This is a genomic window from Rhizobacter sp. J219, from assembly GCF_024700055.1.
Lineage (GTDB): Bacteria > Pseudomonadota > Gammaproteobacteria > Burkholderiales > Burkholderiaceae_C > Rhizobacter.
In genome coordinates this window covers 4,215,459-4,240,307 of sequence record NZ_JAJOND010000001.1, presented here as the reverse complement: position 1 = coordinate 4,240,307, position 24,849 = coordinate 4,215,459, and the positions used below count along the sequence as shown (strand labels likewise).

27 protein-coding genes and 1 pseudogene are annotated in these 24,849 nt (G+C 67.6%); 21 read left to right on the top strand and 7 right to left on the bottom strand.

Features of this window, described 5'->3' with window-relative positions:
* Nucleotides 1-109: 109 nt before the first annotated feature.
* Nucleotides 110-637, bottom strand: coding sequence for an FxDxF family PEP-CTERM protein (locus LRS03_RS20090; protein WP_257827723.1), 528 nt, complete (start codon nucleotides 635-637; stop codon nucleotides 110-112).
* 242 nt (nucleotides 638-879) lie between these two features.
* On the opposite strand from LRS03_RS20090, the gene LRS03_RS20085 reads away from it, so the two are divergent.
* Nucleotides 880-2,097 carry an FAD-dependent monooxygenase gene (locus LRS03_RS20085; RefSeq protein ID WP_257827722.1) on the top strand — a complete coding sequence of 406 codons (1,218 nt, stop codon included), beginning with the start codon at nucleotides 880-882 and terminating at the stop codon, nucleotides 2,095-2,097.
* Nucleotides 2,098-2,128: 31 nt separating this feature from the next.
* Here the strand turns inward: LRS03_RS20085 and LRS03_RS20080 are convergent, their stop codons facing one another.
* Nucleotides 2,129-2,929, bottom strand: coding sequence for a carbon-nitrogen hydrolase family protein (locus LRS03_RS20080; protein ID WP_257827721.1), 801 nt, complete (start codon nucleotides 2,927-2,929; stop codon nucleotides 2,129-2,131).
* 94 nt (nucleotides 2,930-3,023) lie between these two features.
* Here LRS03_RS20080 and glnE point away from each other — a divergent pair, with 94 nt between their 5' ends.
* Genes glnE through LRS03_RS20065 form a run of 3 tightly spaced genes read left to right on the top strand, consistent with a single transcriptional unit; the run spans nucleotide 3,024 to nucleotide 7,254 of the window.
* Nucleotides 3,024-5,753, top strand: a complete 2,730-nt coding sequence (gene glnE / locus LRS03_RS20075) for a bifunctional [glutamate--ammonia ligase]-adenylyl-L-tyrosine phosphorylase/[glutamate--ammonia-ligase] adenylyltransferase (protein WP_257827720.1) — start codon at nucleotides 3,024-3,026, stop codon at nucleotides 5,751-5,753.
* 41 nt (nucleotides 5,754-5,794) lie between these two features.
* Nucleotides 5,795-6,364 carry a rhombosortase gene (rrtA, locus tag LRS03_RS20070; protein ID WP_257827719.1) on the top strand — a complete coding sequence of 190 codons (570 nt, stop codon included), beginning with the start codon at nucleotides 5,795-5,797 and terminating at the stop codon, nucleotides 6,362-6,364.
* Complete coding sequence (locus LRS03_RS20065) at nucleotides 6,361-7,254, top strand: DMT family transporter (protein ID WP_257827718.1); 894 nt, start codon at nucleotides 6,361-6,363, stop codon at nucleotides 7,252-7,254. The genes rrtA and LRS03_RS20065 overlap by 4 nt, the downstream gene beginning before the upstream one ends.
* Nucleotides 7,255-7,267: 13 nt before the next feature.
* Here the strand turns inward: LRS03_RS20065 and rfaE2 are convergent, their stop codons facing one another.
* A complete protein-coding gene (gene rfaE2, locus LRS03_RS20060; RefSeq protein WP_257827717.1) occupies nucleotides 7,268-7,744 on the bottom strand; it encodes a D-glycero-beta-D-manno-heptose 1-phosphate adenylyltransferase in 477 nt (158 codons plus the stop codon).
* Nucleotides 7,745-7,825: 81 nt separating this feature from the next.
* Between rfaE2 and LRS03_RS20055 the strand changes: the two genes are divergently transcribed.
* A complete protein-coding gene (locus tag LRS03_RS20055) occupies nucleotides 7,826-8,473 on the top strand; it encodes a glutathione S-transferase family protein (RefSeq protein WP_257827716.1) in 648 nt (215 codons plus the stop codon).
* Nucleotides 8,474-8,524: 51 nt separating this feature from the next.
* Here LRS03_RS20055 and LRS03_RS20050 read toward each other — a convergent pair whose 3' ends face one another.
* A complete protein-coding gene (locus LRS03_RS20050; protein ID WP_257827715.1) occupies nucleotides 8,525-9,400 on the bottom strand; it encodes a ferritin family protein in 876 nt (291 codons plus the stop codon).
* Nucleotides 9,401-9,563: 163 nt separating this feature from the next.
* Here LRS03_RS20050 and LRS03_RS20045 point away from each other — a divergent pair, with 163 nt between their 5' ends.
* From LRS03_RS20045 to LRS03_RS20005, 9 genes are all read left to right on the top strand, one after another.
* Nucleotides 9,564-10,118 (top strand): glutathione peroxidase, encoded by a 555-nt coding sequence (locus LRS03_RS20045; protein WP_257827714.1) that lies wholly within the window; start codon nucleotides 9,564-9,566, stop codon nucleotides 10,116-10,118.
* Between the two features lie 309 nt (nucleotides 10,119-10,427).
* The gene (locus tag LRS03_RS20040) at nucleotides 10,428-11,735 is read left to right on the top strand and encodes an NAD(P)/FAD-dependent oxidoreductase (RefSeq protein WP_257827713.1); all 1,308 of its coding nucleotides are present in this window, start codon (nucleotides 10,428-10,430) and stop codon (nucleotides 11,733-11,735) included.
* Nucleotides 11,732-12,523, top strand: a complete 792-nt coding sequence (locus LRS03_RS20035) for a DUF1365 domain-containing protein (RefSeq protein WP_257827712.1) — start codon at nucleotides 11,732-11,734, stop codon at nucleotides 12,521-12,523. Before LRS03_RS20040 ends, LRS03_RS20035 begins: the two co-directional genes overlap by 4 nt.
* 23 nt (nucleotides 12,524-12,546) lie before the next feature.
* Nucleotides 12,547-13,773, top strand: a complete 1,227-nt coding sequence (locus LRS03_RS20030; protein WP_257827711.1) for an SAM-dependent methyltransferase — start codon at nucleotides 12,547-12,549, stop codon at nucleotides 13,771-13,773.
* 216 nt (nucleotides 13,774-13,989) lie between these two features.
* Entirely contained in the window at nucleotides 13,990-14,304 is a 315-nt protein-coding gene (locus LRS03_RS20025) for a chalcone isomerase family protein (protein WP_257827710.1), read from the top strand.
* A complete protein-coding gene (locus tag LRS03_RS20020) occupies nucleotides 14,301-15,575 on the top strand; it encodes an MFS transporter (protein ID WP_257827709.1) in 1,275 nt (424 codons plus the stop codon). The genes LRS03_RS20025 and LRS03_RS20020 overlap by 4 nt, the downstream gene beginning before the upstream one ends.
* On the top strand, nucleotides 15,572-16,099 hold the full coding sequence (locus LRS03_RS20015; protein ID WP_257827708.1) for a DUF3833 domain-containing protein: 528 nt from the start codon (nucleotides 15,572-15,574) through the stop codon (nucleotides 16,097-16,099). The genes LRS03_RS20020 and LRS03_RS20015 overlap by 4 nt, the downstream gene beginning before the upstream one ends.
* 16 nt (nucleotides 16,100-16,115) lie before the next feature.
* A complete protein-coding gene (locus tag LRS03_RS20010) occupies nucleotides 16,116-16,889 on the top strand; it encodes an SDR family NAD(P)-dependent oxidoreductase (RefSeq protein ID WP_257827707.1) in 774 nt (257 codons plus the stop codon).
* Nucleotides 16,886-17,326, top strand: coding sequence for a nuclear transport factor 2 family protein (locus tag LRS03_RS20005; RefSeq protein WP_257827706.1), 441 nt, complete (start codon nucleotides 16,886-16,888; stop codon nucleotides 17,324-17,326). Before LRS03_RS20010 ends, LRS03_RS20005 begins: the two co-directional genes overlap by 4 nt.
* Before the next feature lies 1 nt (nucleotide 17,327).
* On the opposite strand, the gene LRS03_RS20000 is transcribed toward LRS03_RS20005, so the two are convergent.
* The gene (locus tag LRS03_RS20000) at nucleotides 17,328-18,194 is read right to left on the bottom strand and encodes a 2-keto-4-pentenoate hydratase (protein WP_257827705.1); all 867 of its coding nucleotides are present in this window, start codon (nucleotides 18,192-18,194) and stop codon (nucleotides 17,328-17,330) included.
* A 29-nt stretch (nucleotides 18,195-18,223) separates the two neighbouring features.
* On the bottom strand, nucleotides 18,224-19,186 hold the full coding sequence (gene corA / locus LRS03_RS19995) for a magnesium/cobalt transporter CorA (RefSeq protein ID WP_257827704.1): 963 nt from the start codon (nucleotides 19,184-19,186) through the stop codon (nucleotides 18,224-18,226).
* 491 nt (nucleotides 19,187-19,677) lie between these two features.
* Between corA and hpf the strand changes: the two genes are divergently transcribed.
* From hpf to hprK, 3 genes are all read left to right on the top strand, one after another.
* Nucleotides 19,678-20,016, top strand: a complete 339-nt coding sequence (hpf, locus tag LRS03_RS19990; protein ID WP_257827703.1) for a ribosome hibernation-promoting factor, HPF/YfiA family — start codon at nucleotides 19,678-19,680, stop codon at nucleotides 20,014-20,016.
* Between the two features lie 246 nt (nucleotides 20,017-20,262).
* A complete protein-coding gene (ptsN, locus tag LRS03_RS19985) occupies nucleotides 20,263-20,733 on the top strand; it encodes a PTS IIA-like nitrogen regulatory protein PtsN (protein ID WP_257827702.1) in 471 nt (156 codons plus the stop codon).
* A gap of 31 nt (nucleotides 20,734-20,764) precedes the next feature.
* Nucleotides 20,765-21,715, top strand: coding sequence for an HPr(Ser) kinase/phosphatase (hprK, locus tag LRS03_RS19980; RefSeq protein ID WP_257827700.1), 951 nt, complete (start codon nucleotides 20,765-20,767; stop codon nucleotides 21,713-21,715).
* A gap of 120 nt (nucleotides 21,716-21,835) precedes the next feature.
* On the opposite strand, the pseudogene fur reads toward hprK, so the two are convergent.
* Nucleotides 21,836-22,268, bottom strand: a pseudogene (gene fur / locus LRS03_RS19975) (ferric iron uptake transcriptional regulator).
* Between the two features lie 105 nt (nucleotides 22,269-22,373).
* Between fur and LRS03_RS19970 the strand changes: the two are divergent.
* Genes LRS03_RS19970 through LRS03_RS19955 form a run of 4 tightly spaced genes read left to right on the top strand, consistent with a single transcriptional unit; the run spans nucleotide 22,374 to nucleotide 24,846 of the window.
* Nucleotides 22,374-22,910 (top strand): outer membrane protein assembly factor BamE, encoded by a 537-nt coding sequence (locus tag LRS03_RS19970; RefSeq protein ID WP_257827699.1) that lies wholly within the window; start codon nucleotides 22,374-22,376, stop codon nucleotides 22,908-22,910.
* Nucleotides 22,907-23,722: a 4-hydroxy-tetrahydrodipicolinate reductase gene (gene dapB / locus LRS03_RS19965; protein ID WP_257827698.1), complete on the top strand. Its 816-nt coding sequence runs from the start codon at nucleotides 22,907-22,909 to the stop codon at nucleotides 23,720-23,722. Before LRS03_RS19970 ends, dapB begins: the two co-directional genes overlap by 4 nt.
* 1 nt (nucleotide 23,723) lies before the next feature.
* Nucleotides 23,724-24,389, top strand: coding sequence for a MotA/TolQ/ExbB proton channel family protein (locus LRS03_RS19960; protein ID WP_257827697.1), 666 nt, complete (start codon nucleotides 23,724-23,726; stop codon nucleotides 24,387-24,389).
* Between the two features lie 4 nt (nucleotides 24,390-24,393).
* Nucleotides 24,394-24,846, top strand: a complete 453-nt coding sequence (locus tag LRS03_RS19955; protein WP_257827696.1) for an ExbD/TolR family protein — start codon at nucleotides 24,394-24,396, stop codon at nucleotides 24,844-24,846.
* Nucleotides 24,847-24,849: the final 3 nt, after the last annotated feature.

The window sequence follows — 24,849 nt, the reverse complement described above, 5'->3', positions numbered from 1 at the left end:
CCCGTTGAAGAGGCCAACGATGATAGGGGCAGACAGCGACCCGGCGAGCGCCCCAAAAGCAAAAGCGGGCCGAAGCCCGCTTTGCCGTGTCACACCCAGAAAACGTTGATCAGCGCTGATGGCGGCGGCGCACCGTGGCACCCACGGCCAGCAGGCCGGCGGCCAGCAGCGCGTAGGTCTCGGGCTCGGGCACCGGGGCCGCCACGGCGCTTGCGGTGACCATCGCGCCGACATAGCCGACCTGGCCGAACCAGTCGAAACCATTGCGGCCGGTGACGTCGCCGGCCACCACGAACTGGTAAACGCCCGCGGCGAGGTTGCTGAAGCTGAAGGTCGACGGCGAGGTGTCGGTGATCGCGCTGGTCAGGTTGCCGCCGGTGAGGCTCAGCGAGCTGATGTCGATGTTGCGCAGCGAGGACAGGTCGAACTCGAAGGTCGCGCCGTACGAGCTGGCCGGGCCGGTCAGCGTGAAGTTGTAGCAGTCTTCGAAGTGCGTCGTCGAGCCGAAGTCGTTGCCGAAGATGCGCAGCGCCGGAGGCCCCATCACGCCAAGGTTGAATGTCTGGGTACACGCGGCCGAAGCCGGAGTGCCTACAACCATTGCCAGCAGCAGCAGAGCCAGCGCCTTGAACTTCATGGAACCTCCGGGTGTTTTGATCATGTCGGATATACGTATCCGAATGTGCCAGCCAGCGCGCCCACGGTGTTGCGACGCAGCCCCTCGTTCACGGGGCGCGGCACCTGCGCGCGCCCCCTCGAACAGGTGGGCAGAAAAGGTGGAATTTCCCGAAGGTGGAACGAGGCGTGAAATACCTCTCAGACCAAGCCGGTTTTGTCGTCTTAAGGCCGAACGCCGCCCACGCGCGTATGCTGCTGCCCATGTCTGAACTCGCCCCTTCCTTGCGGCTTGCTGTCGTGGGCGCCGGGCCCGTCGGCCTGAGCCTCGCCTTGCATGCGGCGCGTACGCTGCCGCAGGCCCGCGTGAGCCTCTACGACAGCCGAGGAGCCGCGCAAGACGTGTCTGCCGACCCGCGCACACTGGCCTTGTCGCTGGGCAGCGTGCAATTGCTGCAGCGGCTCGGGGCCTGGGAGGCCGAACGTGCCCAGGCCATCTCCGAAGTGCATGTGTCGCAACAGGCTCCCTCGGTCGGAGGACTGTTGGCCGACGTGATCGGCGAGCCCGAGGTACGCATCAGCGCTGCCGAAGAGCGAGTGCCACTGCTGGGTGCCGTGCTGAGCTACGGTGCGATCGTCGCCCCGCTGCAGGCCGCGTGGCTCGCGGCCTGCGAACGCGAGCCGGCACGCCTGCAGGCATGCTTCGGCGCCACGGTGCGGGCCCTCAAGCCCTTGGCCGCGAGTGTTGAAGTGGACGCCGGCATCGCCGACACCTTCGACCTCGTGGTGGTGGCCGAGGGCGGCATCTACACGAGCGAAGCGGCGACATCGGTGGCCAAGCCTGCGAAACCCCCGCTGCGCCATGACTACCGCCAGCACGCCTGGGTGGGCACCGTGCAGTTGGCGCAGGCCCGCCCCGGCGTGGCCTACGAGCGTTTCACCCGCCACGGCCCGGCGGCGCTGCTGCCGCTGAAAGACGGGCGCGCCGCGCTCGTCTGGTGTGTCGACGCGGAAGACGACCCGGTGCTGGAGCTGAACGACACCCAGCGCCTGGCAGTGCTTAACACCCTCTTCCATCCCGAGGTGGGTCCGCTGACCGCGGTCTCGTCGCTCAAATGCTTTCAACTCGGCCTGGTCGCCGAGCGCACGCTGACGCAGGGGCGCACGGTTCGCATCGGCAACGCCGCGCAGACGTTGCATCCGGTCGCCGGCCAAGGCCTGAACCTCGGCCTGCGCGACGCTTTCGAGCTGGTACAGGCGCTGGCCCGTTCCAACGACGTGCCCGGCGTGTTGCGCAAGCTGGAATGGCAACGCGCCCCCGACCGCTGGGCGATGATCGCCGCCACCGATTTCCTCGCGCGCAGCTTCACCTGGAAGTTGCCCGGCGCCGGAGCCGCACGCGGGCTGGGCTTGGCTGCGCTGCAAGCGCTCAAGCCCGTCAAATCCGCACTGGCGCGCCAGATGATGTACGGCTCGCGCTGATCGGCACGCCGGCCGACCGCCGGCCCGCCCATCAAAGGCGCCGGTGCGTCAACGCCGGCAGCTGTGCCCGCACTTCGGCGATGCGTTTCGGGTCCAGCTCGGCCATCGCGATGCCCTCACCTTCTTCCACCACCGCCAGCACCTCGCCCCACGGGTCGACGATGAGGCTGTGGCCGAAGGTGCGGCGGCCGTTCTCGTGCAGGCCGCCTTGTGCGGCCGCGATCACGTAGCACTGGTTTTCGATCGCCCTCGCGCGCAGCAGCACCTCCCAGTGCGCACGGCCGGTGGTGTGGGTGAAGGCCGAGGGTACGGCGATCAGGTCGCAGGGCGGCGTCATCAATGCACGGTACAGCTCAGGGAAGCGCAGGTCGTAGCAGACGCTCAGGCCCAGGCGCAGCCCGCCCACCTCGCAGGCCTGGGGCACGCTGCCGGCTTGCAGCACACGGCCTTCGTCGTAGCTCTCACGGCCGTTGTCGTAGCGGAAGAGGTGCAGCTTGTCGTATCGGGCAGTCAGCACACCTTCGGGCGAATAGACACAGCTGGCGTTGAAGACACGATCGGGCTGGCCGCTGCGCAGCGGCAGCGTGCCGCCCACGACCCACACCGCATGGCGCCTGGCGGCTTCGGCGAGCATGGCCTGGATCGGCCCTTCCCCCGGCGCTTCGGCCAATGCCAGCTTGTCTCGGTCGTGGTGGCCCATGAAGCAGAAGTACTCGGGCAGGACCACCAGCTGGGCGCCATCGCGTGCGGCCTCGGCGATCAGGCGACGGGCAGTGTCCAGGTTGCGTTCCACATTTGGCGTCGCCACCGTCTGCAGTGCAGCAATCCACATGCGGCTCTCCTGTGATGTGCGTCGCGAAAGCTTAAGCCCGAAGGGTAGCCACGCTGCCGCAAGGCGGTTACGCCTGCGGCAAAATCCGCGCGCCATGGCCACCGAGACTTCCTCCGCCGGCGCAGACCACAGCCGCTTCGTCCAGCGGGTGCGCCGCCGTTTCGAAGCCGAACTGACGCTGCTCGCGCCGGGCCTGCCGCTGCGCGCGAGCATCGATGCCCTGATCGACACCCTGCTCGCCCAAGGCCGTGCGCTTCCGAGCGCCCTGCGTGTGGCGCGCCACGTGGTCATCGAACGCCTGGCCGTGCTCGACATCGAGCAGGCCGCGCCGATGACGGACATCACCCGTTCGATGACCGAGCTGGCCGAAGCCACGCTCGACCGCGCGCTCGTCCAGGCCTACGCCGACCAGGACGAGCGCCACGGTCCGCCCCTGAACGCCCTTGGCGAGCGCATCGACTTCTGGGTCGTCGGCATGGGCAAGCTGGGGGCGCACGAGCTGAATGTCTCGTCCGACATCGACCTCATCTACGTCTACGAGGAAGACGGCCAGACCACCGGCCCCAAGGTCATCACCGCGCACGAGTATTTCGCCCAGGTGGCGCGCAGCCTCTACACGCTGATCGGCGACACCACCGACGACGGCTTCGTCTTCCGTGTCGACCTGGCGCTGCGACCCAACGGCAACTCCGGGCCGCCGGTCGTGAGCCTCGCGATGCTGGAGGAATACTTCCTCGTGCAGGGCCGCGAGTGGGAGCGTTTCGCGTGGCTGAAGAGCCGCGTGATCGCCCCGTCGGCCAGCATCGCGAGCGGCCGCGCCAAGCAACTGAGCGCGACCGTCACGCCCTTCGTCTACCGCCGCTACCTCGACTACGGCGTCTTCGACGGCCTGCGGCAACTGCACCGCAAGGTGCGCGAAGAAGCCCAGCGCCGCGCCGCCGGCCGCCCCGAGCGCGCCAATGACGTGAAGCTCTCGCGTGGCGGCATCCGCGAGATCGAGTTCATCGTGCAGCTGCTGCAGGTGGTGCGCGGCGGGCAGTTCCCCGAGATGCGCACCCGCTCCACCCTGCGCGCGCTCGACAAGCTCGCCGCCGGCGGCCTGATGAAGCCCGAGAGCGCCAAGCGCCTGGCCGAGGCCTATGTGTTCCTGCGCCGCGTCGAGCACCGCATCCAGTTCCTCGACGACCAGCAGACGCACGTGCTGCCCACGTCCGACGCCGACCTCGGCTGGATCGCCCGCAGCATGGGTTTCACCTGTACCGAAGACACCTGCGAGCTGCTGCAGCACCTGGGCGAGACACGCGAGTTCGTCGCGATGGAATTCGACGCCCTGCTGCACGACGGCAAAGCGCCGGCCACCCCGTCGGCGAACGGCGGCTGCCGCTCGTGCGGCCTGCCGCCGCAGCCGGTCGACAGCCCCGCCTTCATCGAACGCCTGCCGCCCGACCTGGCCGAGCGGGTGCGCGGCTGGATCGACCACCCGCGTGTGCGCATGCTGCGCGAAGAGAGCAAGCTGCGCCTCTCGAAGCTCGTGATGCGCGCGGCGCAGGCCGTGGCCGATGGCGGCTGCAGCCAGGAAGCGGCCGGCCGCTTCATCGACTGGCTGGAGCCGCTGCTGCGCCGCGAGAGTTATCTCGCGCTGCTGGTCGAACGCCCCGAGGTGCAGAACCGGTTGTTGCGCCTCTTGGGCCTCGCGCGCTGGCCGGCGCAGTTCCTGATGCGCCACCCCGGCGTGATCGACGAGCTGGCCGATGAACGATTGCTGCATGGCCGCTTCGAGCGCGACAGCTACATCGCCGACCTCGAAGCCCGCCACAACGCCTGGGGCCGCTTCAACCAGGCCGATGAAGAGTCGCTGCTCGACACGCTGCGCCGCGCCCACCACGCCGAAGTCTTCCGCACCCTGGTGCGCGACGTCGAAGGCCACATCACCGTCGAACAGGTGGCCGACGACCTTTCGGCGCTGGCCGACGCCACCGTCGAGTGCTGCATCAACTGGGCCTGGCAGCACCTGAAGCAGCGCCACCGCGACACGCCGCAGTTCGGCGTGATCGCCTATGGCAAGCTCGGCGGCAAGGAGCTCGGCTACGGTAGCGATCTCGACCTCGTGTTCGTCTTCGACGACACCGCCGAGACCGATACCGACCGTGCCGTCGAAGCCTATGGCGCCTTCGTGCGCAAGCTCATCAACTGGCTCACCACGCGCACCGCCGCCGGCGAACTCTTCGACATCGACACGGCGCTCAGGCCCAACGGCAACTCGGGACTGCTCGTCACCTCGCTCAGCTCGTACAAGAACTACCAGGAAGGTCGCGGCAGCAACACCGCCTGGACCTGGGAGCACCAGGCCATCACCCGTGCCCGCTACTGCGCCGGCGCACCCGACCTGGCCCCGCGCTTCGAGGCCGTGCGGCGCGCCGTGATCTGCGCCGAGCGCGACCCGCTGGCGCTGCGTGACGAGATCCAGTCGATGCGCGAGAAGCTGCGTGCCGCGCGGCCGGTGAAGGAAGGCTTCTTCGACGTGAAGCACAGCCCAGGCGGCATGGTCGACGCCGAGTTCGCGGTCCAGTACCTGGTGCTGGCGCACGGCAAACAGCACCCGGGCCTGCTCGACAACGTGGGCAACATCGCCCTGCTGCAGCGTGCCGAAGCCTGCGGCCTGCTGCCGGCCGGCGTGGGCACGGCCGCAGCCGATGCCTACCGCGAGCTGCGCCGTGCCCAACACCGGGCGCGCCTGGACGAGCGGCCCACGCAGGTCGACCCGGCCAGCGCCGCGGCCGAGCGCGACGCCGTGCTGGCGTTGTGGCGCACGGTCTTCGCTTGAGCCCCCATCACCGACATCGGCCCGGCGCCGCGTGGTGCGCCATGGCCCTGGTGCTGCTGGCCGGCAGCCTGATCGCGCACGGCCCCACCGCACGGGCGGTGCTGGAGTGGCGACCCGATGCACTCGTCGACGACCCGTGGCGTGCGTGGAGTGCCGCCTTCGTGCACTACAGCCGACTGCACCTGATCGGCAACCTCACCGGGCTGGCACTCACCGCCGCCTTCGGCTGGGTCTCGCGCCTGCCGACCTCGGCCACGATCAGCTGGGCGCTGGCCTGGCCGCTTACGCACCTCGCGTTCTTCTGGCTCGCACCGGAGCTGCGCCACTACGGGGGCCTCTCGGGCGTGGTGCACGCGGGCGTCGCGATCGGGTTGGTGCACCTCTTCATCACCGGCACGCGTGGGCAACGCTGGATCGCCGCCGCGCTGTGCGCCGGCCTCGTCGCCAAGATCCTCAGCGAGACCCCCTGGCGCGGCGCGGTGCAGCAGCAAGACGGCTGGGACATCGCCATCGCCCCCATCGCCCACGTGACCGGTGTGCTGGCCGGCACCACGCTCGCCCTCGCCGCGCATGCGCTGCGCCGGCTCACCGCGCCTCGCCGCTTCCCATGACCGACCGCAAGACCCACCTCGACACGCTCGCCGTCGTGTCGCTCATTGGCTGCAGCTTTCTTTGGGGCTTGAACCAGGTGGCGGCGAAAGCGGCGCTCGGCGAAGTGGCGCCGCTGGTGCAGGCGACGATCCGCTCCCTGGGCGGCGTGCTGCTGGTGCTGCTGTGGGCGTGGTGGCGGCGCATCCCGCTCTTCCAGCGCGACGGCACGCTGCCCGGCGGCCTGCTCGCCGGCGCGCTCTTCGCGGGCGAGTTCGCCTGCATCTTCATCGGCCTGCAGTACACGACCGCTTCGCGCATGATCGTGTTCATCTACTTTGCGCCGTTCATCGTCGCACTCGGCATGCCCTTCATCGCTCATTCGGAGCGGCTGGGCTGGGTGCAGACGGCCGGCCTCGTGCTCGCGTTCAGCGGCGTGGCCGCCGCATTTGCCGAAGGCTTCACGCAGCCCGCGATCGGGCCGAAGCAATGGATCGGTGACGCGCTCGGCGTGCTGGCCGCGGTGCTATGGGCCGCCACCACGCTGGCGATCCGCGCGACCCGGCTCGCTTCCGCGTCCGCGGAGAAGACCCTCGCCTACCAGCTCGGGGTGTCAGGCGTGCTGCTGGCCATCGGCACCTGGTGGCTCGGGGAGCCCTGGCCTCGCACGCTGTCGGTGATGGCCGGTGCGTCCCTCGCCTACCAGACGGTGGTCGTGGTGTTCGCGAGCTACCTGCTGTGGTTCTGGCTGGTGCGCCACTACCCGGCAACACGCCTTGCGGCCTTCACGCTGCTCACGCCGGTGTTCGGGCTGCTGTTGGGCGTGTTGCTGCTCGAGGAGCCGCTCACGTTGCGCCTGCTGCTGGCGCTTGCCGGGGTCGCCGTCGGCATGGTGCTCGTGAACCGGAAGTGATCGGGGAAGGTGATCAGCCGCGGATGCGCTTGACCAGCGAGGTGGTCGAGTAGCCGTCGACGAACGAGATCGCCCGCGCATCGCCGCCCCAGCTGCGCAAGAGCTTCGTCTCGGCGAGCGTCTCGATGTCGTAGTCGCCGCCCTTCACGTACAGGTCGGGCTTGACGATCTTCAGGAGCTTCACCGGCGTCTGCTCGTCAAAGAGCGTCACCAGACTCACGCTTTCGAGTGCGGCCAGCACGCAGGCGCGGTCGGTCTCGGCATTGAGCGGACGATCGGGCCCCTTGCCGAGCAGGCGGGCCGACGCGTCGCTGTTAAGGCCGAGCACCAGGCTGCCACCGAGCGCACGTGCCTGCGCGAGGTAGGTCACATGCCCGCGGTGCAGGATGTCGAACACGCCGTTGGTGAAGACCATCGGCCGCGGCAGTTGCGCCAGGCGCGAGGGCAGCTCGGCGCGGGGGCACAGCTTGTCGAAGAAGGTGGCACTCATGGTGCGCGATTGTCGCTTGCGTGGCAGCCGCCGCGCCCGGCAGGCACCTAGACTGTTCCCACATCACACGAGGAGACCCCCATGATCACGCTCTGCGGCTCGACCATCTCGAACTACTACAACAAGGTGAAGCTGGTGCTGCTCGAAAAGGGCATCCCGTTCACCGAAGAAATGGTGAAGACCGGCCGCACCGACGAGGAGGTGCTGAAAGACAGCCCGCTCGGCAAGGTGCCCTTCATCCGCACGTCGCAGGGTGCGATGTGCGAGAGCCAGGTCATCGCCGACTACCTCGAAGCCGCCTACCCCACCCCTTCCCTCGTGCCCGCCGACCCATGGCAGGCCGCCAAGGTGCGCGAGCTCTGCACCTTCATCGAGCTGCACCTCGAACTCGTCGCCCGCGAGCTGCACTACAAGGCCTTCTTCGGCGGCGAGCTGAGCGAGGCCAACCAGGCCCGCATCCGCAAGCAGCTGGAAAAAAACATCGCCGGCTTCAAGCGCCTGGCGAAGTTCTCGCCCTACGTTGCCGGCGACAGCTTCACGCTGGCCGACTGCGCCGCCTACCCCAGCCTGCCGCTCGTCAGCATGGCGACCAAGGCGGTGTACGGCGAGGACCTGCTCGCCACCGCCGGCATCGACACCCGCGCGTACACCAAGTTCATCGGCGAACGCCCGTCGGCGCAGAAAGTGACGGCCGACCGCAAGGCCGACCAGGAAAAAGCCAAAGGCTGAAAACAAACAAGGCCCGCATCAGCGGGCCTTGTCGTCTCAGGGCGTCAACGCTCAGGCCGGCAACGGGCCGGGAGGCTTGCCGGCCGCGACCTTGGCTGCCACCGCAGCCGTCACTTCCTTGCGGAAGCGGTTCAGCTCCTGGACGCTTGCGAAGCTGCGCTCCATGAGCAGGCTCATGTTGTGCAGGATGCGCTCGACGACCTTGGTCTCCCAGACGGCGTCGAACTGGATCTGCTTGTCGAGCCACTGTTCGAGCCACTTCGGATCGGGCAGGCGGCTCTGGATGGTGTCGCGCGGGAAGAGCTTCTCGTTCACGTGCAGGTTGGTCGGGTGCAGCGCCTGGGCGGTGCGGCGGGCGCTCGCCATCAGCACACCGACCTTCGCGAAGGCCGCGCGGGCCTCGTCGCCGAACTTCTGCAACGCGCGCTTCATGTAGCGCAGGTACGCGCCGCCGTGGCGGGCCTCGTCGCGCGCCAGCGTTTCGTAGATCGCCTTGATGACCGGCTCGGTGTGCCACTCGGCGGCACGGCGGTACCAGTGGTTCAGGCGGATCTCGCCGCAGAAGTGCAGCATCAGCGTCTCGAGGGCCGGGGCCGGGTCGAACTCGAAGCGCACTTCATGCAGCTCCTGTTCGGTCGGCACGAGGTCGGGGCGGAAGCGGCGCAGGTATTCCATCAGCACCAGCGAGTGCTTTTGCTCTTCGAAGAACCACACGCTCATGAAGGCCGAGAAGTCGCTGTCGTCGCGGTTGTCGCGCAGGAACATCTCGGTTGCGGGCAACGCCGACCACTCGGTGATCGCGTTCATCTTGATGGTCTGGGCTTGCTCTTCACTGAGCTGGCTGCCATCGAACTGATCCCAGGGGATGTCCGTGTCCATGTTCCAGCGCACGGCTTCGAGCTGCTTGAAAAGTTCGGGGTAAAGCATGGTCAGCTTTCAAAGGTAGAACCGGCATTTTAGGGGGGCCGGATGTGACAGGCGTGTGCACCCACGGGCCGACCGCGCATGCATCCGGGCTTTCCGGACGTGCGTAAGGTGTCGGATGGGCGCAGCATTGCCGCTTCACATCCGCCCGCGAGAGGACCTTGCCATGCCCCTTCGACCCCTGTTGACGGCCTTGCTGGCCCTGACGGCCGGCAGCGCCCAAGCCGCCGATTGCCCCCCGTTGCTCAAGCGCGAGGTGCTGCGCCTCCAGGACGAAAAGCCGCAGAACCTTTGCCAGTACGCCGGCAAGGTGGTCGTCATCGTCAACACCGCGAGCTTTTGCGGCTTCACCGGCCAGTACAAGGGCCTGGAGGCACTGCACACCAAATACAAGGACCGCGGCCTGGTGGTGCTCGGCTTCCCGTCCAACGACTTCTCGCAGGAGCCAGGCGACAACAAGGCCATCGCCGAGTTCTGCGAGAACACCTACGGCGTCAAGTTCCCGATGTTCGTCAAGGCGCGGGTGGCCGAATCGGCCGGCGCCCAACGGCACCCGCTGTACACGGACCTCAAGCAGATCAGCGGCGAAGCGCCCCGCTGGAACTTCCATAAGTATGTGGTCGCTCGCGACGGGAAGACCGTCCACAGCTTCGGCAGCATGACCGCCCCCGACAGCAGCACCTTTGTCGGAACAGTCGAAAAACTATTGGATGCAAAATGAAGACTGATGAGTTATATTTCATACCACTCAGTTCAATCCGGAGTGGGGCATGGGCCAAGACACCATCAGATTCAGGGAACTTCGCTCCGAGGAGAGCTTCAAAACCCTTGCCGGCGCACAGTGTGGGCCGGTAGCGACCAGTTCTATGCTGCACAGCCGGCCTGCTTCGCGGGCTGGAATCCCGGGGTGGTTTTCCTCCTCCCTCCTCCCTCCCTTGTTCCCCCCGGGGCGCTGTGCAGCAATCTTTATTTCGCGGTCGGCCCGACATGGCGCGCCGCACACCCCTGACAGCCTGACGAGGGCGGCCGCATGAGCCGCCGCGTCGCTGTCATTGGCTCGGGCATCTCGGGCCTGGCCACCGCCTATTCGCTGGCCGACGACACCCGGGTCACGCTGTTCGAAGCCGGGTCCTATTTCGGTGGCCACACCCACACCGTCGACGTCACGCTCGAAGGAGTCACCCATGGCGTGGACACCGGCTTTCTCGTCTTCAACGAACGCACCTACCCGCAGCTGATCCGCCTGTTTGGAGAGCTTGGCGTGGCGACCAGCGCGTCCGACATGTCGTTCTCGGTGCAGGTACCCGACCTCGGCCTGGAATGGAGCGGCAGCGACCTCAACACCGTCTTCGCGCAGCGACGCAACCTCGTTCGGCCGGCCTTCCTGCGCATGTTGCGCGACATCCTGCGCTTCAACCGGCTCACCACGGCCTTGGCGACCCGCGGCGAAGAAGCGCAACTGCAGCAACCGATCGGCGACTTCCTCGCCGAGCACCGCTTCTCGGCGGCATTTCGCGACTGGTACTTCCTGCCGATGATCGGCTGCATCTGGTCGTGCCCGACCGACCAGATGTTGCGCTTCCCCATCGCCACCATGATCCGCTTCTGCCACAACCATGGCTTGCTGCAGGTGGCGAATCGCCCGCGCTGGTTCACCGTCACCGGCGGTGCCCGCGAATACGTGCGCAAGATGCTTCCTCGCATCGCCGACGCCCGGCTCAACACGCCCGTTCGCAGCGTGCGCCGCACCCCGCAAGGGCCGACCGTCAGCACCGACCACGGCAGCGAGCATTTCGACGAGGTCGTGCTCGCCTGCCACAGCGACCAGTCGCTTGCGCTGCTGGCCGACGCAACCCCCGACGAACGCGCCGTGCTGGGCGCCATCCGCTACCACCGCAACCGCGCCGTGCTGCACACCGACACCTCGGTGCTGCCCCAGCGACCGCTCGCCTGGGCCGCGTGGAACTACGAGCGCGCCACCGATGCGCCGCGCGAAGAAGCCGCGGTGTGCCTGCACTACCTGCTCAACAAGCTGCAGCCGCTGCCCTTCCGGCAGCCCGTGCTGGTGTCGCTCAACCCGGTGCGCGAGCCCGCGGCGGCCAGCGTCCATGGCGAGTTCGACTACGCCCATCCGGTGTTCGACAGCGCCGCCATCGCCGCGCAGTCCCGCGTGCCGGCGCTGCAGGGCCTGCAGCACACCTGGTTCTGCGGTGCGTGGACGCGTTATGGCTTCCATGAGGACGGCCTGATGTCCGCGCAGGCGGTGGTCAACGGCATGCGCCGGCGCTGGGTCGGCGAGACGCTGCCGGTGCGCGTACCAGAGCGCGAGGCCGCATGAAGATGGCCGCCCCGCTGATCGGCACCGGGCAGGTGCGCCACACCCGCCTGCGGCCGGTGCTGAACGACTTCAGCTACCGCACCTACTTCCTGATGCTGCCGATGCGCAGCCTGCGTGCGCAGCCCTCGCCGCAGCTCAAGCGCAATCGCTTCGGCCTCATCAGCTTCAACGACCGCGACCACGGCGACGGCCGCGCCGACAGCCTGGCGTGGGTCGACGAACTGCTGCACAGCGAAGGCATCACCGACGCCGACGGCGAGGTCTGGCTGCACTGCTACCCCCGCGTGCTCGGCCACACCTTCAAGCCGGTGAGCTTCTGGTACTGCCATCGCCGCGACGACTCGCTCGCCGCCATCGTGGTAGAGGTCAACAACACCTTTGGCGAACGCCACTGCTACCTGCTGCGCGGCGAGACGCTCGCCTTCGGCCAGGAGCTGCAGGCCGACAAGGTGTTCCACGTGTCGCCGTTCTGCAGCGTCAGCGGGCGCTATCGCTTCCGCTTCCTGCGCACCGCGCTGCATCCACAAACCGACGGCCCGCGTAACAGCGGGCAAAGAACGGTGGTGCGCATCGACCACGACGACGAGCACGGCCCGCTGCTGCAGACCAGCGTGGCAGGCCGGCTGGTCGAGTTGACGAGGTCGTCGACCTTGCGTGCCTTCTTCGGCATGCCGCTGATGACGGTGTTCGTCGTTGCGCGCATCCATTGGCAGGCGCTCAGGTTGTGGACCAAGCACGTGCCGTTCTTTCGCAAGCCCGAGCCGCCTCGGGCCTTCATCACCCGCTGAGCGCTCCTGCGAGAGACCCGACGATGAACACCACCACCCATGCTTCCCTGAGTTCGCTGCGACTGTCCCTGCCCGACAGCGCCCCGGCCACTGCCCGCGCGGTCTTCCGGCTGATGGCCGAGCTGCGCCACGGCAGCCTCGACGTGCAGTTGCCGGACGGCACGCAGCTCCATTTCGGTCAACCCGGCGCGCTGCGTGCCGCCATCCGACTTCGCAACTGGAACGTGTGCGGCGCCGCGCTCAAGTCGGGCGACATCGGATTTGCGGAAACCTTCATTGCCGGCGACTGGACAACGCCCGACCTGACCACGCTGCTCAAGCTCTTCATTGCCAACCGCGATGAGATCGAGACAGTGGTCTACGGCAGCTGGTGGGGCTCGCTGCTGTACCGCGTGCGCCACCTGTTCAACCGCAATTCGCGCACCGGCAGCAAGAAGAACATCCACGCGCACTACGACCTCGGCAACGAGTTCTACCGGCTGTGGCTCGACCCGACGATGAACTACTCCAGCGCCTGGTTCGAAGGCGACACAAGTGGTGACCTCGTCGCCGCGCAGTGGGCCAAGGTGCGCCGCGCGCTGAGCGAGTGCGACGTACAGCCCGGTGACCGTGTGCTCGAGATCGGCTGCGGCTGGGGCGCGCTCGCCGAGAGCGCTGCACGCGACTTCAACGCCACCGTGACCGGCGTGACGCTGTCGCGCGAGCAGCTGGCCTGGGGCCAGCAGCGCCTGCGCGACGCCGGCCTGCCCGGCGATCTGCGCTTCCAGGACTACCGCGACATCGCCGACGGTCCCTTCGATGCCATCTGCTCGATCGAGATGTTCGAAGCCGTCGGCCGCGAATACTGGGACGGCTACTTCGACACGCTCAAGCGCAACCTCAAGCCGGGCGGCAAGGCCTGCATCCAGAGCATCACGATCCGCGACGACCTCTTCGAGCGCTACGTGAAGTCGACCGACTTCATCCAGCAGTACATCTTCCCCGGCGGCCTGCTGCCCAGCCCGAGTGCGTTTCGCGAGGCGGCGGCCAAGGCGGGCCTGCGCGTGGTCAACGAACTCTCGTTCGGCACCGACTACGCCGAGACGCTCAAGCGCTGGCGCGAGCGGTTCCTCGCCGAAGAGACGAAGGTGCGCCGCCTCGGCTTCGACACCCGCTTCATGCGCATCTGGGAGTTCTACCTCGGCTATTGCGAGGCGGCCTTCGCGATGGGCAACACCGGCGTCATGCAGTTCACGCTGCAGCGCGACTGAACATGCTCGCACGCCGCCCGCTTCTCGCCGCCCTGCTGGCCCTTCCGTGGCTGGCGCAGGCACGGCCGGCCGAAGTGAGCACCGAGCTGCCCGGGGCCAAGCTGCAGGGCCAGGGATTGCTGCGCTTCCTCGGCCTGCGGGTGTACGACGCACGCTTGTGGGTGGGCGAGGGCTTCAAGCCTGACGACTATGCGCAGCACCCAATAGCGCTCGAGCTTGAATACGCACGCGAGACTCGTCGGCAAACGCATCGCCGAACGCTCGCTGGTCGAGATGCGCAAGGTCGGCGAGGTGCCCGACGACAAGGCCACGGCCTGGCTCGCCGCGATGGAGCAGGCCTTCCCCGACGTGAAGGCCGGCGACCGCATCACGGGTCTTTACCGCCCGACCGACGGCATGCGCTTCTTCGTCAACGGCAAGGCCGGGCGCGAGGTGCGAGACGCCGCGTTCGCCCGGCTCTTCATCGGAATCTGGCTGTCGCCGCGCAGCTCGGAGCCGGCGCTGCGGCGCGCCTTGCTGGGCCTCTCATGAGCGCCGTGGCCGCGTCGACCGGTGCCCCCGCCACCCGTGGCTGGGACGGGCTGCGCTACGGCGCCCCGGGTTTTCCGCTCGCCTTCGTCGCGCTGCCGCTCTACGTGGCGCTGCCCAACCACTACGCCGCCGAATTCGGCGTGCCGCTCGCCGCGCTGGGCGCGCTGCTGCTCGCCGCACGCCTGCTCGATGCGCTCATCGACCCCTGGATCGGCCGCTGGGCCGATGCGCTGCTCGACCGCTCGGCGCACGCCGCGTGGCTTGCGATGACGGGCGCCGCCGTTGTGCTCGCACTCGGTTTTCGCGGGCTCTTCTTTCCCGCCGTCGCGCCGACCGACACCACCGCCTTGCTCGTGTGGTGCGGCGCCTTGCTGGTCGTCACCTACCTCGCCTACAGCGTGATGAGCGTGGTGCACCAGGCCTGGGGCGCGCGGCTGGGCGGCAACGAACAGGCGCGCGCCGGCGTGGTGGCCTGGCGCGAAGGGCTGGCCCTGTGCGGCGTGCTGGTCGCCAGCGTGCTGCCGTCGATGGCCGGCCTGCAGGCGAGCACGCTCGTGTTTGCGGTCGCCTTGTGCCTGGCGCTGGCGCTGCTGCGCCGGGCACCCGCGCCCCACCGGCTGGCCGTGCTGCCCTCGCGCTCGCTGCGCCTGCCGCTCAGCACGCCGGCGTTCCGGCGCCTGCTCGCGGTCTACCTGCTCAACGGCATCGCGAGCGCGGTGCCCGCCACGCTGGTGCTTTTCTTCATCCGCGATCGTCTGCAGGCCCCCGCCTACGAGCCGCTCTTTCTCGCCAGCTACTTTGCCGCCGCGGCGGTGTCGGTGCCCTTGTGGGTGCGGCTCGTCGCGCGTCTCGGTTTGGCGCGCAGCTGGCTCGCCGGCATGGCGCTCGCGATCGCGGTGTTCGCCTGGGCGGCGGCACTGTCGGCGGGCGACGTGGTGTCGTACACCGCCATCTGCGCGCTGAGCGGCGTGGCGCTCGGGGCCGATCTCGCACTGCCCGCCGCGCTGCTGGCCGGCGTCGTGCAGAAGGCCGGGCACGCGGGGCGCGCCGAGGGCGCGTACTTCGGCTGGTGGAACTTCGCGACCAAGCTCAACCTCGCGCTCGCCGCCGGCGTGGCGTTGCCGGCGTTGCAGGCCTTCGGCTACGCGCCCGGCGCGACCGACCCCGCCGCCCTGCAAGCCCTCACCCTGGCGTATTGCGTCTTGCCGTGTGTGCTCAAGCTCATTGCCGCCGCGCTGTTGTGGCGCCACTGGAACCAGGACCTTCGATGAAAAAACTCTTCTTCGCCCTTGCCTTCGCGCTCACGCTCGCCGGCTGTGCCTCGCCCACGCCGCAAGACTACGCTGCGGAAAAACCCTCGCTCGACCTGCAGCGCTACTTCAACGGCGAGGTCACGGCCCACGGCATCTTCAGCGACCGCTCGGGCAAGGTCGTGCGCCGCTTCACGGTGCTGATGAAGTGCCAGTGGACGGGCGACGAGGGCGTACTGGACGAAGCCTTCACCTACAGCGACGGCAAGACCGACCGCCGCATCTGGCGCCTCAAGAAGCTGCCGGGCGGCCGCTACACCGGCACCGCCGACGACGTGGTCGGCATGGCGAGCGGCCAGGTTGCCGGCAACGCGTTCCAGTGGAACTACACCCTCAAGCTGCCGGTGGACGGCAAGGTCTACGAGGTGCAGTTCGACGACTGGATGTACCTCATCGACGAGCGCGTGATGCTCAACCGGGCAGTGATGAGCAAGTTCGGCGTGCGCCTCGGCGAGGTCACGCTGTCGTTCCAGAAGACGAGCTGAGGCACACAGAAATCCCATGGCCCTGAACCCCCGCATCACCGACTGGAACGGCCGCGTCGTCTGGCTGGTCGGCGCCTCGACCGGCATCGGCCGCGCCACCGCCGCGGCGCTGCATGCGCGCGGCGCGCAGGTCATCGTGTCGGCACGCAATGCCGCCGCCCTGAACGCCTTCGAGCACAGCCACCCCGGCAGCGTCGGCCTGCCGCTGGACGTGACCGACCGCGATGCGGTCTCGCACGCCGCCCGGCAGCTGGTGCGGGACCACGGCCGCATCGACCTCGCGCTCTACTGCGCCGGCTACTACAAGGCGCTGCGCGCCACGCAGTTCGACCTTGACGAAGCGGTGCGGCACCAGCAGGTCAACTACGTCGGTGCGCTGCACCTGCTCGATGCGGTGTTGCCGGTGCTGCTGAAGCAGGGCAGCGGCCACCTGAGCCTGGTGTCGAGCGTGGCGGGCTACCGGGGCCTGCCCAACTCGCTGGCCTACGGGCCGACCAAGGCCGCGCTCATCAACCTCGCGCAGACGCTCTACCTCGACCTGCAGCCGCTGGGCATCGGCACCTCGGTGATCAACCCCGGCTTCGTCGAAACGCCGCTCACCGCGCAGAACGAGTTCGCGATGCCGGCCCTGCTCACGCCCGAACAGGCGGCCGAAGAGATCCTCAAGGGTTGGGCGCAAGGGCGCTTCGAGATCCACTTCCCGAAACGCTTCACGCTGTGCCTGAAGGCGCTGACGCATGTGAGCGATGCGCTGTATTTCCGCGCCATCCGCTGGAGCACCGGCCTGTGAACGAACGCACCGGCGACCCCCGCGTGGCCCGCATCGTGACCCTCTTCGAACACTTCACGCGCGAGGACATCGACCGGCTCGGCGAGTTCTACGCCACCCGCGCCCACTTCAAGGACCCGTTCAACGACGTGCGGGGGCTGGCCGCGATCCAGCAGGTCTACCGCCACATGTTCGACGCGCTCGACGAGCCGCGCTTCGTGGTGCGCGACATCCTCGTGCAGGGCGACCAGTGTTTCCTGAGCTGGGATTTCCTCTTCCGCTTCAAGCGCTACAGCCGCGAACCGCAGACGGTGCATGGCAGCACGCACCTGCTGCTCGATCCGATCGGCCTCATCCAGCACCACCGCGACTACTGGGACGCGGCCGAAGAGCTGTACGAGAAGCTGCCGGTGGTGGGCAGCCTGATGCGCTGGCTGAAGCAGCGCGCCCGCAGCTGAGCTACTTGAAGCGCACCGACACCGGCTTGGCGTCGGGCAGGCCTTCGTAGACGACGGTCGCGCCGGCGCCGGCCTTGGGGGGCAGCAGCGGCGAGAACGATCCGAGGCTGATCACATCGCCCGGCTTCATCGCCTGGCCCTCTTTCGCCAGCGCCTCGGCCAGCCACACGACGGCGTTGAGCGGGTGGTTGAGGATGTCGCTGCCTTTGCCGCGTGCGAGTTCGGCGCCGTTCGCGTCGCGCAGCACGACGCTCATGTCGCGCAGGGCGTCGAGCAGCGCAAAACGTTCGCCGCGGTAGGGTGGGATGGCGATCGGTGTGCCCGTCACACCCAGGCGTGCACCGACGTTGATGGCGCTGATGGCCGGGCCATTGAGTTTGGGCGGGGCCTGCACCATCAGATCGGGCAGCTCGATGAAGGGGATGAGCTGGTCGATCGCGTCGAGCACCTCGGCCGGGGTCTTGGCCTGGTTGATGGCCGCACTCTTCACGCGCACCAGCAGGTCGGCCTCGTACAGCGGGCGGGCGCCGAAGCCGGCGTCGACCGTCGCACCGTTGGGCAGCAGCATGCCCTGGTAGAGCACGCCCCAGACCGGACGATCGGTGTTGAAACGCTTCTGCACCGCCGGGTTGGTGAGGCCGGCCTTGTAGCCGACCACCGCCCCGTAGCGCTTGGCGAGCAACGCATTGACCTTCGCCCGGCTGCAGCTGCCGTCGGCCTCGCTCAGCCCTTCCGGATTCGCCGCCGGCGTCTTGGCGGCAAAGGCGTCAACGAGGGCCGCTGCCTGGGCATCGCTCAGGCACTCGGCCTGCGACGCGGCACTGCAGGCGGCCAACACCAAGGCAAGGACGGAACGCAGAGCGGTCATGGCGAGATCTCCTCCTGGGCTGTGCAGCCCTACTTGAGCCATCCCTTGCGGTTGAAATACCAGAAGGGCGAAATGATGCTGACAAGCATCAGGCCGATGGCGAACGGATAGCCGAAGCGCCAGTTCAGCTCGGGCATGGCCTGGAAGTTCATGCCGTAGATGCTGGCGATCAAGGTCGGCGGCAGCAAGGCCACGCTCGCCACCGAGAAGATCTTGATGATCTTGTTCTGGTTGATGTTGATGAAGCCGACGGTGGCGTCCATCAGGAAGTTGATCTTGTCGAAGAGGAAGGCGGTGTGCGAATCGAGCGAGTCGATGTCGCGCAGGATCTGGCGGGCTTCCTCGAACTGCTCGGCGTTGAGCATGCGGCTGCGCATCATGAAGCTGAGCGCACGGCGCGTGTCCATCACGTTGCGGCGGATGCGGCCGTTCAAGTCTTCTTCTTTCGCGATGGCGGCGAGCGCCTGGCCGGCGGCCTGGTCGTTGATCTCTTCCTTCAGCACCCGCGCGCTGACTTTTTCGAGGTTGTCGTAGATGCCTTCGAGCGCATCGGCGCTGTACTCGGCATCGGCGTCGTAGAGCTTGAGCAGCACGTCTTTCGCGTCTTCGATCAGCGCCGGGATGCGGCGTGCGCGCAGGCGCAGGAGGCGGAACACCGGCAGGTCTTCGCCGTGGATCGAGAACAGCACCTTGTTGTGCAGGATGAAGGCCACGCGCACGTTGCGGCGGGTGTCGTCGTCATCGATGAGGAAGTCGGAACGGATGTGCAGCTCGCCGTTGTCTTCCTCGTAGAAACGGGCCGATTCCTCGAGGTCGTCGTCGACCACGTCTTCGGGGATGTTCACGCCGAAGCGTTCGGCGATCCAGGTCTTCTCTTCGGGGGTGGGGGCTTCGAGGTCGACCCACACCGGACGCACGTTGGCCAGGGCGCCGGGGCTTTCGATTTCTTCTTGGAACAGCCGGCCGTTGGCCAGCGTAAAGACGTTGAGCATGCAGGGCTCCGACAGGTCCGCACGGGCTGCATGGAGGCGCCGTGGGGAGGTGGCCAAAAAAGGAGAGAGGGCTTGCGCGGGGAACCGTCTCACCCTGGCCATGGGCACATCACCGGGAGGTGGGCGCCTGTCGAGCGTCAGAGCGGACGGTCACCGAGGGTGACTGCTGTCCATATGCGGGGGTCGCACTCCGTGTACGAAAACGGCGGATTATCACACCCGTTTTGCGAGGCCATCAAGCCGAGGCAACCCGCGAAACGCGCCGAAAGACGCGGCTTCCGTGAGGAAAAGGACGTCGGTTTGATCCGACGCACGAATCGGCCTCAACAGGCCTGCCAACGTCGTTGTCACCCGCTTGTCACTGTCCCGTTTCGGGCGCACACTGGTCTCGACTTCTGCGATTCCCGCCCCCCTTCTTCTCCCCCTCTTCTCCCCTCCTCCCTTTCTCTCCCCTTCTGCTTTTCCCACCCGCCTTGTGAAAGGAGTCCCCGATGAATTTGACGATCAGCGGCCATCACCTCGACGTGAGCCCAGCCCTGCGTGAGTACGTGCTTACGAAATTGGACCGGATCACGCGTCACTTCGATCAAGTCGTGGACATCAACGTGCTGCTGTCGGTAGAGAAGCTGAAGGAAAAGGAACGAAGGCAGAAGGCCGAGGTCACGCTGCATGTGAAGGGCAAGGACATCTTCGTCGAGCATTCGCATGAAGACCTCTACGCCGCGATCGACCAGCTGATGGACAAGCTCGACCGCCAGGTCTGCCGCCACAAGGACAAGCTGCAAGACCACCACCATCTGGCGCCCAAGCGCATGGATGCCACCCTCTGAGCGGAACGCCACGTTCCGGTGCACCAAGCGGCCTGCGGGCCGCTTTTTTGCGCCCCGCTCTTTCGCGCGTTCGCCACACACCCGCCCGTGGGGGCTGGCGGTCGTTGCTGCTGCGCAGCAGCGAGTGCACAATTCCTCGCATTGCCGATGCACGAGCGTGCGCAGGGACGAGGCCCGGTTCTATGATGGGTCCCCCGGTCACTCGTGGAACCGGGTGCCTCAGGAGAGGCTCGAACCGATCTGCCGATGAACCGACTGTCCGCCATCCTGCCGCTCGCCAACGTACTCGTTGACGTGGAGGCCACCAGCAAGAAGCGCGCGTTCGAGCACGCTGGCCTGCTGTTCGAAAACCAGCACTCGATTGCGCGTGCGACGGTCACCGACAACCTCTTCGCCCGCGAACGCCTCGGCTCCACCGGCCTCGGTCACGGCGTCTCCATCCCGCACGGTCGCATCAAGGGCCTGAAGAACCCGCTGGCCGCCGTGGTGCGCGTGCAGCAGCCGATCCCGTTCGATGCCCCCGACGACGAGCCGGTGAGCCTCTTGATCTTCCTGCTGGTGCCCGAGGCGGCAACGCAGCGGCACCTGGAAATCCTCTCCGAGATCGCCGAGATGCTGAGCGATCGCGAGCTGCGTGAGCGCCTCAAGACGGAAACCAGCGCCGCGAAGGTGCACGAACTGATCTCCAACTGGGAACCGTTGAAGTCGGTCGCCTGACGGCCGGCTTGCCTGCGGTTATCCTCGCCGCGTGAAGCCATCAGTCATCAGCGCAGAAGCGCTGTTCGAAGAACACCGCCCGGCCCTGCGCTGGGAATGGGTTGCCGGCCATGCCCACCCCGAACGCCGTTTCGATGAAGCGGCGGTGCGCAACGCGCAATCGGCCGCCGACCTGGTGGGTTACCTCAACTACATCCACCCCTACCGGGTGCAGATCGTCGGCCGCCGGGAGGTGGCGTACCTGCAGGATTCCTCGCCCGAAGACCAGGAGCGCCGCATCCAGCGCATCGTGACGCTGGAGCCGCCGGTGGTGATCGTCGCCGACAACCAGACGCCGCCCGACAAGCTGGTGGCCCTGTGCGATCGCGCCGACATCCCGCTCTTCGTGACGGACGGCTCGGCCGGCCATGTGATCGACGTGGTACGCGGCTACCTGGCACAGCTCTTCGCAGAGCGCACCACACGGCACGGGGTCTTCATGGACATCCTGGGCGTGGGCGTCCTGCTCACCGGCGAATCGGGCCTGGGCAAGAGCGAACTCGGCCTGGAACTCATCTCGCGCGGCCATGGTCTGGTGGCCGACGACGCGGTCGACCTCTACCGCATCTCGCAGACCGCCATCGAAGGCCGCTGCCCCGAGCTGCTGATGAACCTGCTCGAAGTGCGCGGCATCGGCCTGCTCGACATCAAATCGATCTTTGGCGAGACCGCGGTGCGCCGCAAGATGAGGCTCAAGCTCATCGTGCACCTGGTGCGCAAAGAGACGCTCGAGCGCGACTTCGAGCGCCTGCCCTACGAGCCGCTGAACGAAGACGTGCTGAGCGTCCCCATCCGCAAAGTGGTGATCGCGGTCGACGCCGGCCGCAACCTGGCGGTGCTGGTCGAGGCCGCCGTGCGCAACACCATCCTGCAGCTGCGCGGCATCGACACGTATCGGGAATTCATCGAGCGCCACCAGCGCGCCATGCAAAAACCCGAGTAAATCGGCCCCCCAGTCGCTGCGCTCCTGCCCCGCTGGGCGCCACCCTTTGGCCCGGGAGACCCGGGCCTTGGGCGTGGCTTGATGTTGCGCCTCGCTTCGCGGGCGCATCCTTCTTTTTCCTTATTTGCCGGTCTTGTACTGGCAGTTTTTCTTGGTACAGACGGCGTACAGCGACAGCGCGTGGTCCTGCAGCTGGAAGCCTTTGGACTCCGCCACCGCGTTCTGCCGCTTCTCGATCTCGGCGTCGTAGAACTCTTCCACGCGGCCGCAGTCGATGCACACCAGGTGGTCGTGGTGCTTGCCCTCGTTGGAACTCGAACACCGCCTTGCCCGACTCGAAATGGTTGCGCGACAGGATGCCCGCCTGCTCGAACTGCATCAGCACGCGGTAGACGGTCGCGAGACCAATGTCGGCCCCTTCCGCAAGCAAGGACTTGAACACGTCTTCCGCCGTCATGTGACGCTGGCTGGAGTGGTGGAACACGTCCAGGATCTTGATGCGCGGCAGGGTGGCCTTGAGGCCGCTGCTCTTGAGGTCTTCAGCGTTTGACATGGTGGCTGTCCAGCAGGGCGCAACGCACCCCTAGAATCCGCGGATCATATCGAGGTTGGCCTGCTCTCAGCAGGCCTCCGCCCCTTTCTGCAACGCCCCATCCGCATGTCCGTTCCTCGCGTGTCTGTACTCTGGATCGCCGGCCCGCTCGCCGCCATCCTGCTCGCGGGCTGCAGTTCGCTGCAATCCAGCGACCATTTCCTCGGCTTCATCACCCCCTACCGCATCGAGGTCGTGCAGGGCAACGTGCTGACCCAGGAGCAGGTCGCCCTCATCAAACCCGGCCAGACGCGCGCGCAGGTGCGCGACATCCTCGGCTCGCCGCTCTTGACCGACCTGTTCCACGCCGACCGCTGGGACTACGCCTTCACGATCCGCCGCCAGGGCGCCGAGCCGCAACAGCGCAAGGTGGTGGTGCTGTTCGAGGGCGAGAAGCTGAAGAGCATCGACGCCCCCGACCTGCCTTCGGAGCGCGATTTCGTCGCCTCGATCGACACCGTCAAGACGCCGCGCAAGGTGCCCAAACTCGCCCTGACGCCCGAGGAGATCAAGGCCCTGCCCGTGCCACCCAAGCCCGAAGCCGCCGCCTCGGCACCTGAAGGCCCGGCACGCACCTATCCGCCGCTGGAGCCCCGCACATGAGCAACGTCGCTCCCCTGCGCATCGCCATCGCCGGCGCGTCCGGCCGCATGGGCCGCATGCTGATCGAAGCGGTGCTCGCCGCCGACGACTGCCAGCTCGCTGGCGCGCTCGACGTCCCGGGCAGCGCCGCCCTCGGACAAGACGCCGCCGGCTTCCTTGGCCGCATGAGCGGCGTGCACATCAGCGCCGACCTGAAGAGCGGCCTGGCCAACGCCGACGTGCTGATCGACTTCACCCGCCCTGAAGGCACGATGGCCCACCTCGCCGTCTGCCGCGAACTGGGCGTGAAGCTCGTGATCGGCACCACCGGCCTCACCGATGCGCAAAAGGCCGAGATCGGCGCCCAGGCGGCGCACATCGCCATCGTGCAGTCGCCCAACATGAGCGTGGGCGTCAACGTGATGATGCGCCTGCTCGACGTGGCTGCCCGTGCGCTGAGCCAGGGCTACGACATCGAGATCATCGAAGCCCACCACCGCCACAAGGTCGACGCCCCGAGCGGCACCGCGCTCGCGATGGGCGAGACCATCGCCGCGGCGCTGGGCAAGAACCTGAAGGACTGTGCCGTCTACGCCCGCGAAGGCGTGACCGGTGAGCGCGACCCGTCGACCATCGGCTTCGCCACCATCCGCGGCGGCGACATCATCGGCGACCACACCGCGCTCTTCGCCGGCACCGGCGAGCGCATCGAGATCTCGCACAAGAGCAGCAGCCGCGCCGGCTATGCCCAGGGCAGCGTGCGCGCCGCGCGCTTCCTGCGCGACAAGGCCAGCGGCCTCTTCACCATGAACGACGTGCTGGGGCTCGCCTGACATGGGTGGCTTCGCAGGCTTCTGGCAACAGGGAGACGCCATCACGCGTGGCGTGGCCGCGCTGCTGCTGCTGATGTCCATCAGCGCCTGGGTGCTGATCTTCTGGAAGGGCTGGGTGCTCGGCCGCGTGAAGCGCGACATCGCGCGTGCCGTGCCGGCCTTCTGGGGCGCGGCTTCGCTCGACGAAGGCGAGAAGCAGCTGGCCGTGTTCGACCGCGAAGGCGTGTTGCGCCCGCTGCTCGCCGCCGCCACCGCCAGCCACTCCGGCCAGACGCTCGAATCGCGCGGCCACCTCGCCTCGCAGCTCACCCGCCGCCTGCGCGATGCGCTGCACCGTGTGCTCACGCAGCTGCAGTTCGGCCAGGTCGTGCTGGCCTCCATCGGCAGCACCGCCCCCTTCATCGGCCTCTTCGGCACGGTCTGGGGCATCTACCACGCGCTGCTCAGCATCTCGGTCGCCGGCACGGTGACGATCGACCGTGTCTCGGGCCCGGTCGGCGAAGCCTTGGTGATGACGGCGGCCGGCCTTGCGGTGGCCATTCCCGCGGTGCTGGCCTACAACGTCTACAACAAGCGTGTGGCCGCCTGCGAAGCCGACCTCGAAGGCTTCGCGCACGACCTGCGCGAACTGCTGGCCGAGCCCTCGGCCACCACCACCGAGGTCTAGACCGATGGCCTTCGGCCGCCTCGAACGCAGCTCGGCACCGCCGCCGATGAGCGACATCAACATGACGCCGCTGATCGACGTGATGCTGGTGCTGCTGGTGATCTTCATGATCACCGCGCCGCTGATGAGTTCGAGCCTCAAGCTCGACCTACCCAAGAGCGAGGCGGCCACCGCGAGCGACCAGCCCGACTTCATCGCCGTCTCGATCGACCCGCAGGGCCGGCTCTACATTGCCGACCAGATCGTCTCGCCGGAAACCTTTGCCGAGCGTGTCGCCCAGGCCGCGCGCAAGAACCCGCAGACCGAAGTGCAGCTGCGCGCCGACAAGACCGTGCCCTATGGGCGGGTCGCCGAACTCATCGGCGCGGTGCAGAAGGCGGGGCTCAACCGCATCGGGTTCGTGGCCGAGCCCAAGGCTGAATCCACGGCCGACCCCAAGACAGAGTCGAAGCCCTGACCC

Coding starts and splice junctions, on each gene's coding strand:
- rfaE2 (WP_257827717.1), bottom strand. CDS start 7,744: ATGAGTGCCACCTTCTTCGACAAGCTGTGCCCCCGCGCCGAGCTGCCC.
- LRS03_RS20080 (WP_257827721.1), bottom strand. CDS start 2,929: ATGTGGATTGCTGCACTGCAGACGGTGGCGACGCCAAATGTGGAACGC.
- LRS03_RS20085 (WP_257827722.1), top strand. CDS start 880: ATGTCTGAACTCGCCCCTTCCTTGCGGCTTGCTGTCGTGGGCGCCGGG.
- LRS03_RS20020 (WP_257827709.1), top strand. CDS start 14,301: ATGAGCGCCGTGGCCGCGTCGACCGGTGCCCCCGCCACCCGTGGCTGG.
- LRS03_RS20065 (WP_257827718.1), top strand. CDS start 6,361: ATGACCGACCGCAAGACCCACCTCGACACGCTCGCCGTCGTGTCGCTC.
- LRS03_RS20000 (WP_257827705.1), bottom strand. CDS start 18,194: ATGACCGCTCTGCGTTCCGTCCTTGCCTTGGTGTTGGCCGCCTGCAGT.
- LRS03_RS20055 (WP_257827716.1), top strand. CDS start 7,826: ATGATCACGCTCTGCGGCTCGACCATCTCGAACTACTACAACAAGGTG.
- rrtA (WP_257827719.1), top strand. CDS start 5,795: ATGGCCCTGGTGCTGCTGGCCGGCAGCCTGATCGCGCACGGCCCCACC.
- LRS03_RS20040 (WP_257827713.1), top strand. CDS start 10,428: ATGAGCCGCCGCGTCGCTGTCATTGGCTCGGGCATCTCGGGCCTGGCC.
- LRS03_RS20090 (WP_257827723.1), bottom strand. CDS start 637: ATGAAGTTCAAGGCGCTGGCTCTGCTGCTGCTGGCAATGGTTGTAGGC.
- LRS03_RS19955 (WP_257827696.1), top strand. CDS start 24,394: ATGGCCTTCGGCCGCCTCGAACGCAGCTCGGCACCGCCGCCGATGAGC.
- LRS03_RS20050 (WP_257827715.1), bottom strand. CDS start 9,400: ATGCTTTACCCCGAACTTTTCAAGCAGCTCGAAGCCGTGCGCTGGAAC.
- hpf (WP_257827703.1), top strand. CDS start 19,678: ATGAATTTGACGATCAGCGGCCATCACCTCGACGTGAGCCCAGCCCTG.
- corA (WP_257827704.1), bottom strand. CDS start 19,186: ATGCTCAACGTCTTTACGCTGGCCAACGGCCGGCTGTTCCAAGAAGAA.
- glnE (WP_257827720.1), top strand. CDS start 3,024: ATGGCCACCGAGACTTCCTCCGCCGGCGCAGACCACAGCCGCTTCGTC.
- LRS03_RS20030 (WP_257827711.1), top strand. CDS start 12,547: ATGAACACCACCACCCATGCTTCCCTGAGTTCGCTGCGACTGTCCCTG.
- LRS03_RS20015 (WP_257827708.1), top strand. CDS start 15,572: ATGAAAAAACTCTTCTTCGCCCTTGCCTTCGCGCTCACGCTCGCCGGC.
- ptsN (WP_257827702.1), top strand. CDS start 20,263: ATGAACCGACTGTCCGCCATCCTGCCGCTCGCCAACGTACTCGTTGAC.
- dapB (WP_257827698.1), top strand. CDS start 22,907: ATGAGCAACGTCGCTCCCCTGCGCATCGCCATCGCCGGCGCGTCCGGC.
- LRS03_RS20045 (WP_257827714.1), top strand. CDS start 9,564: ATGCCCCTTCGACCCCTGTTGACGGCCTTGCTGGCCCTGACGGCCGGC.
- LRS03_RS19960 (WP_257827697.1), top strand. CDS start 23,724: ATGGGTGGCTTCGCAGGCTTCTGGCAACAGGGAGACGCCATCACGCGT.
- LRS03_RS20035 (WP_257827712.1), top strand. CDS start 11,732: ATGAAGATGGCCGCCCCGCTGATCGGCACCGGGCAGGTGCGCCACACC.
- LRS03_RS20010 (WP_257827707.1), top strand. CDS start 16,116: ATGGCCCTGAACCCCCGCATCACCGACTGGAACGGCCGCGTCGTCTGG.
- LRS03_RS19970 (WP_257827699.1), top strand. CDS start 22,374: ATGTCCGTTCCTCGCGTGTCTGTACTCTGGATCGCCGGCCCGCTCGCC.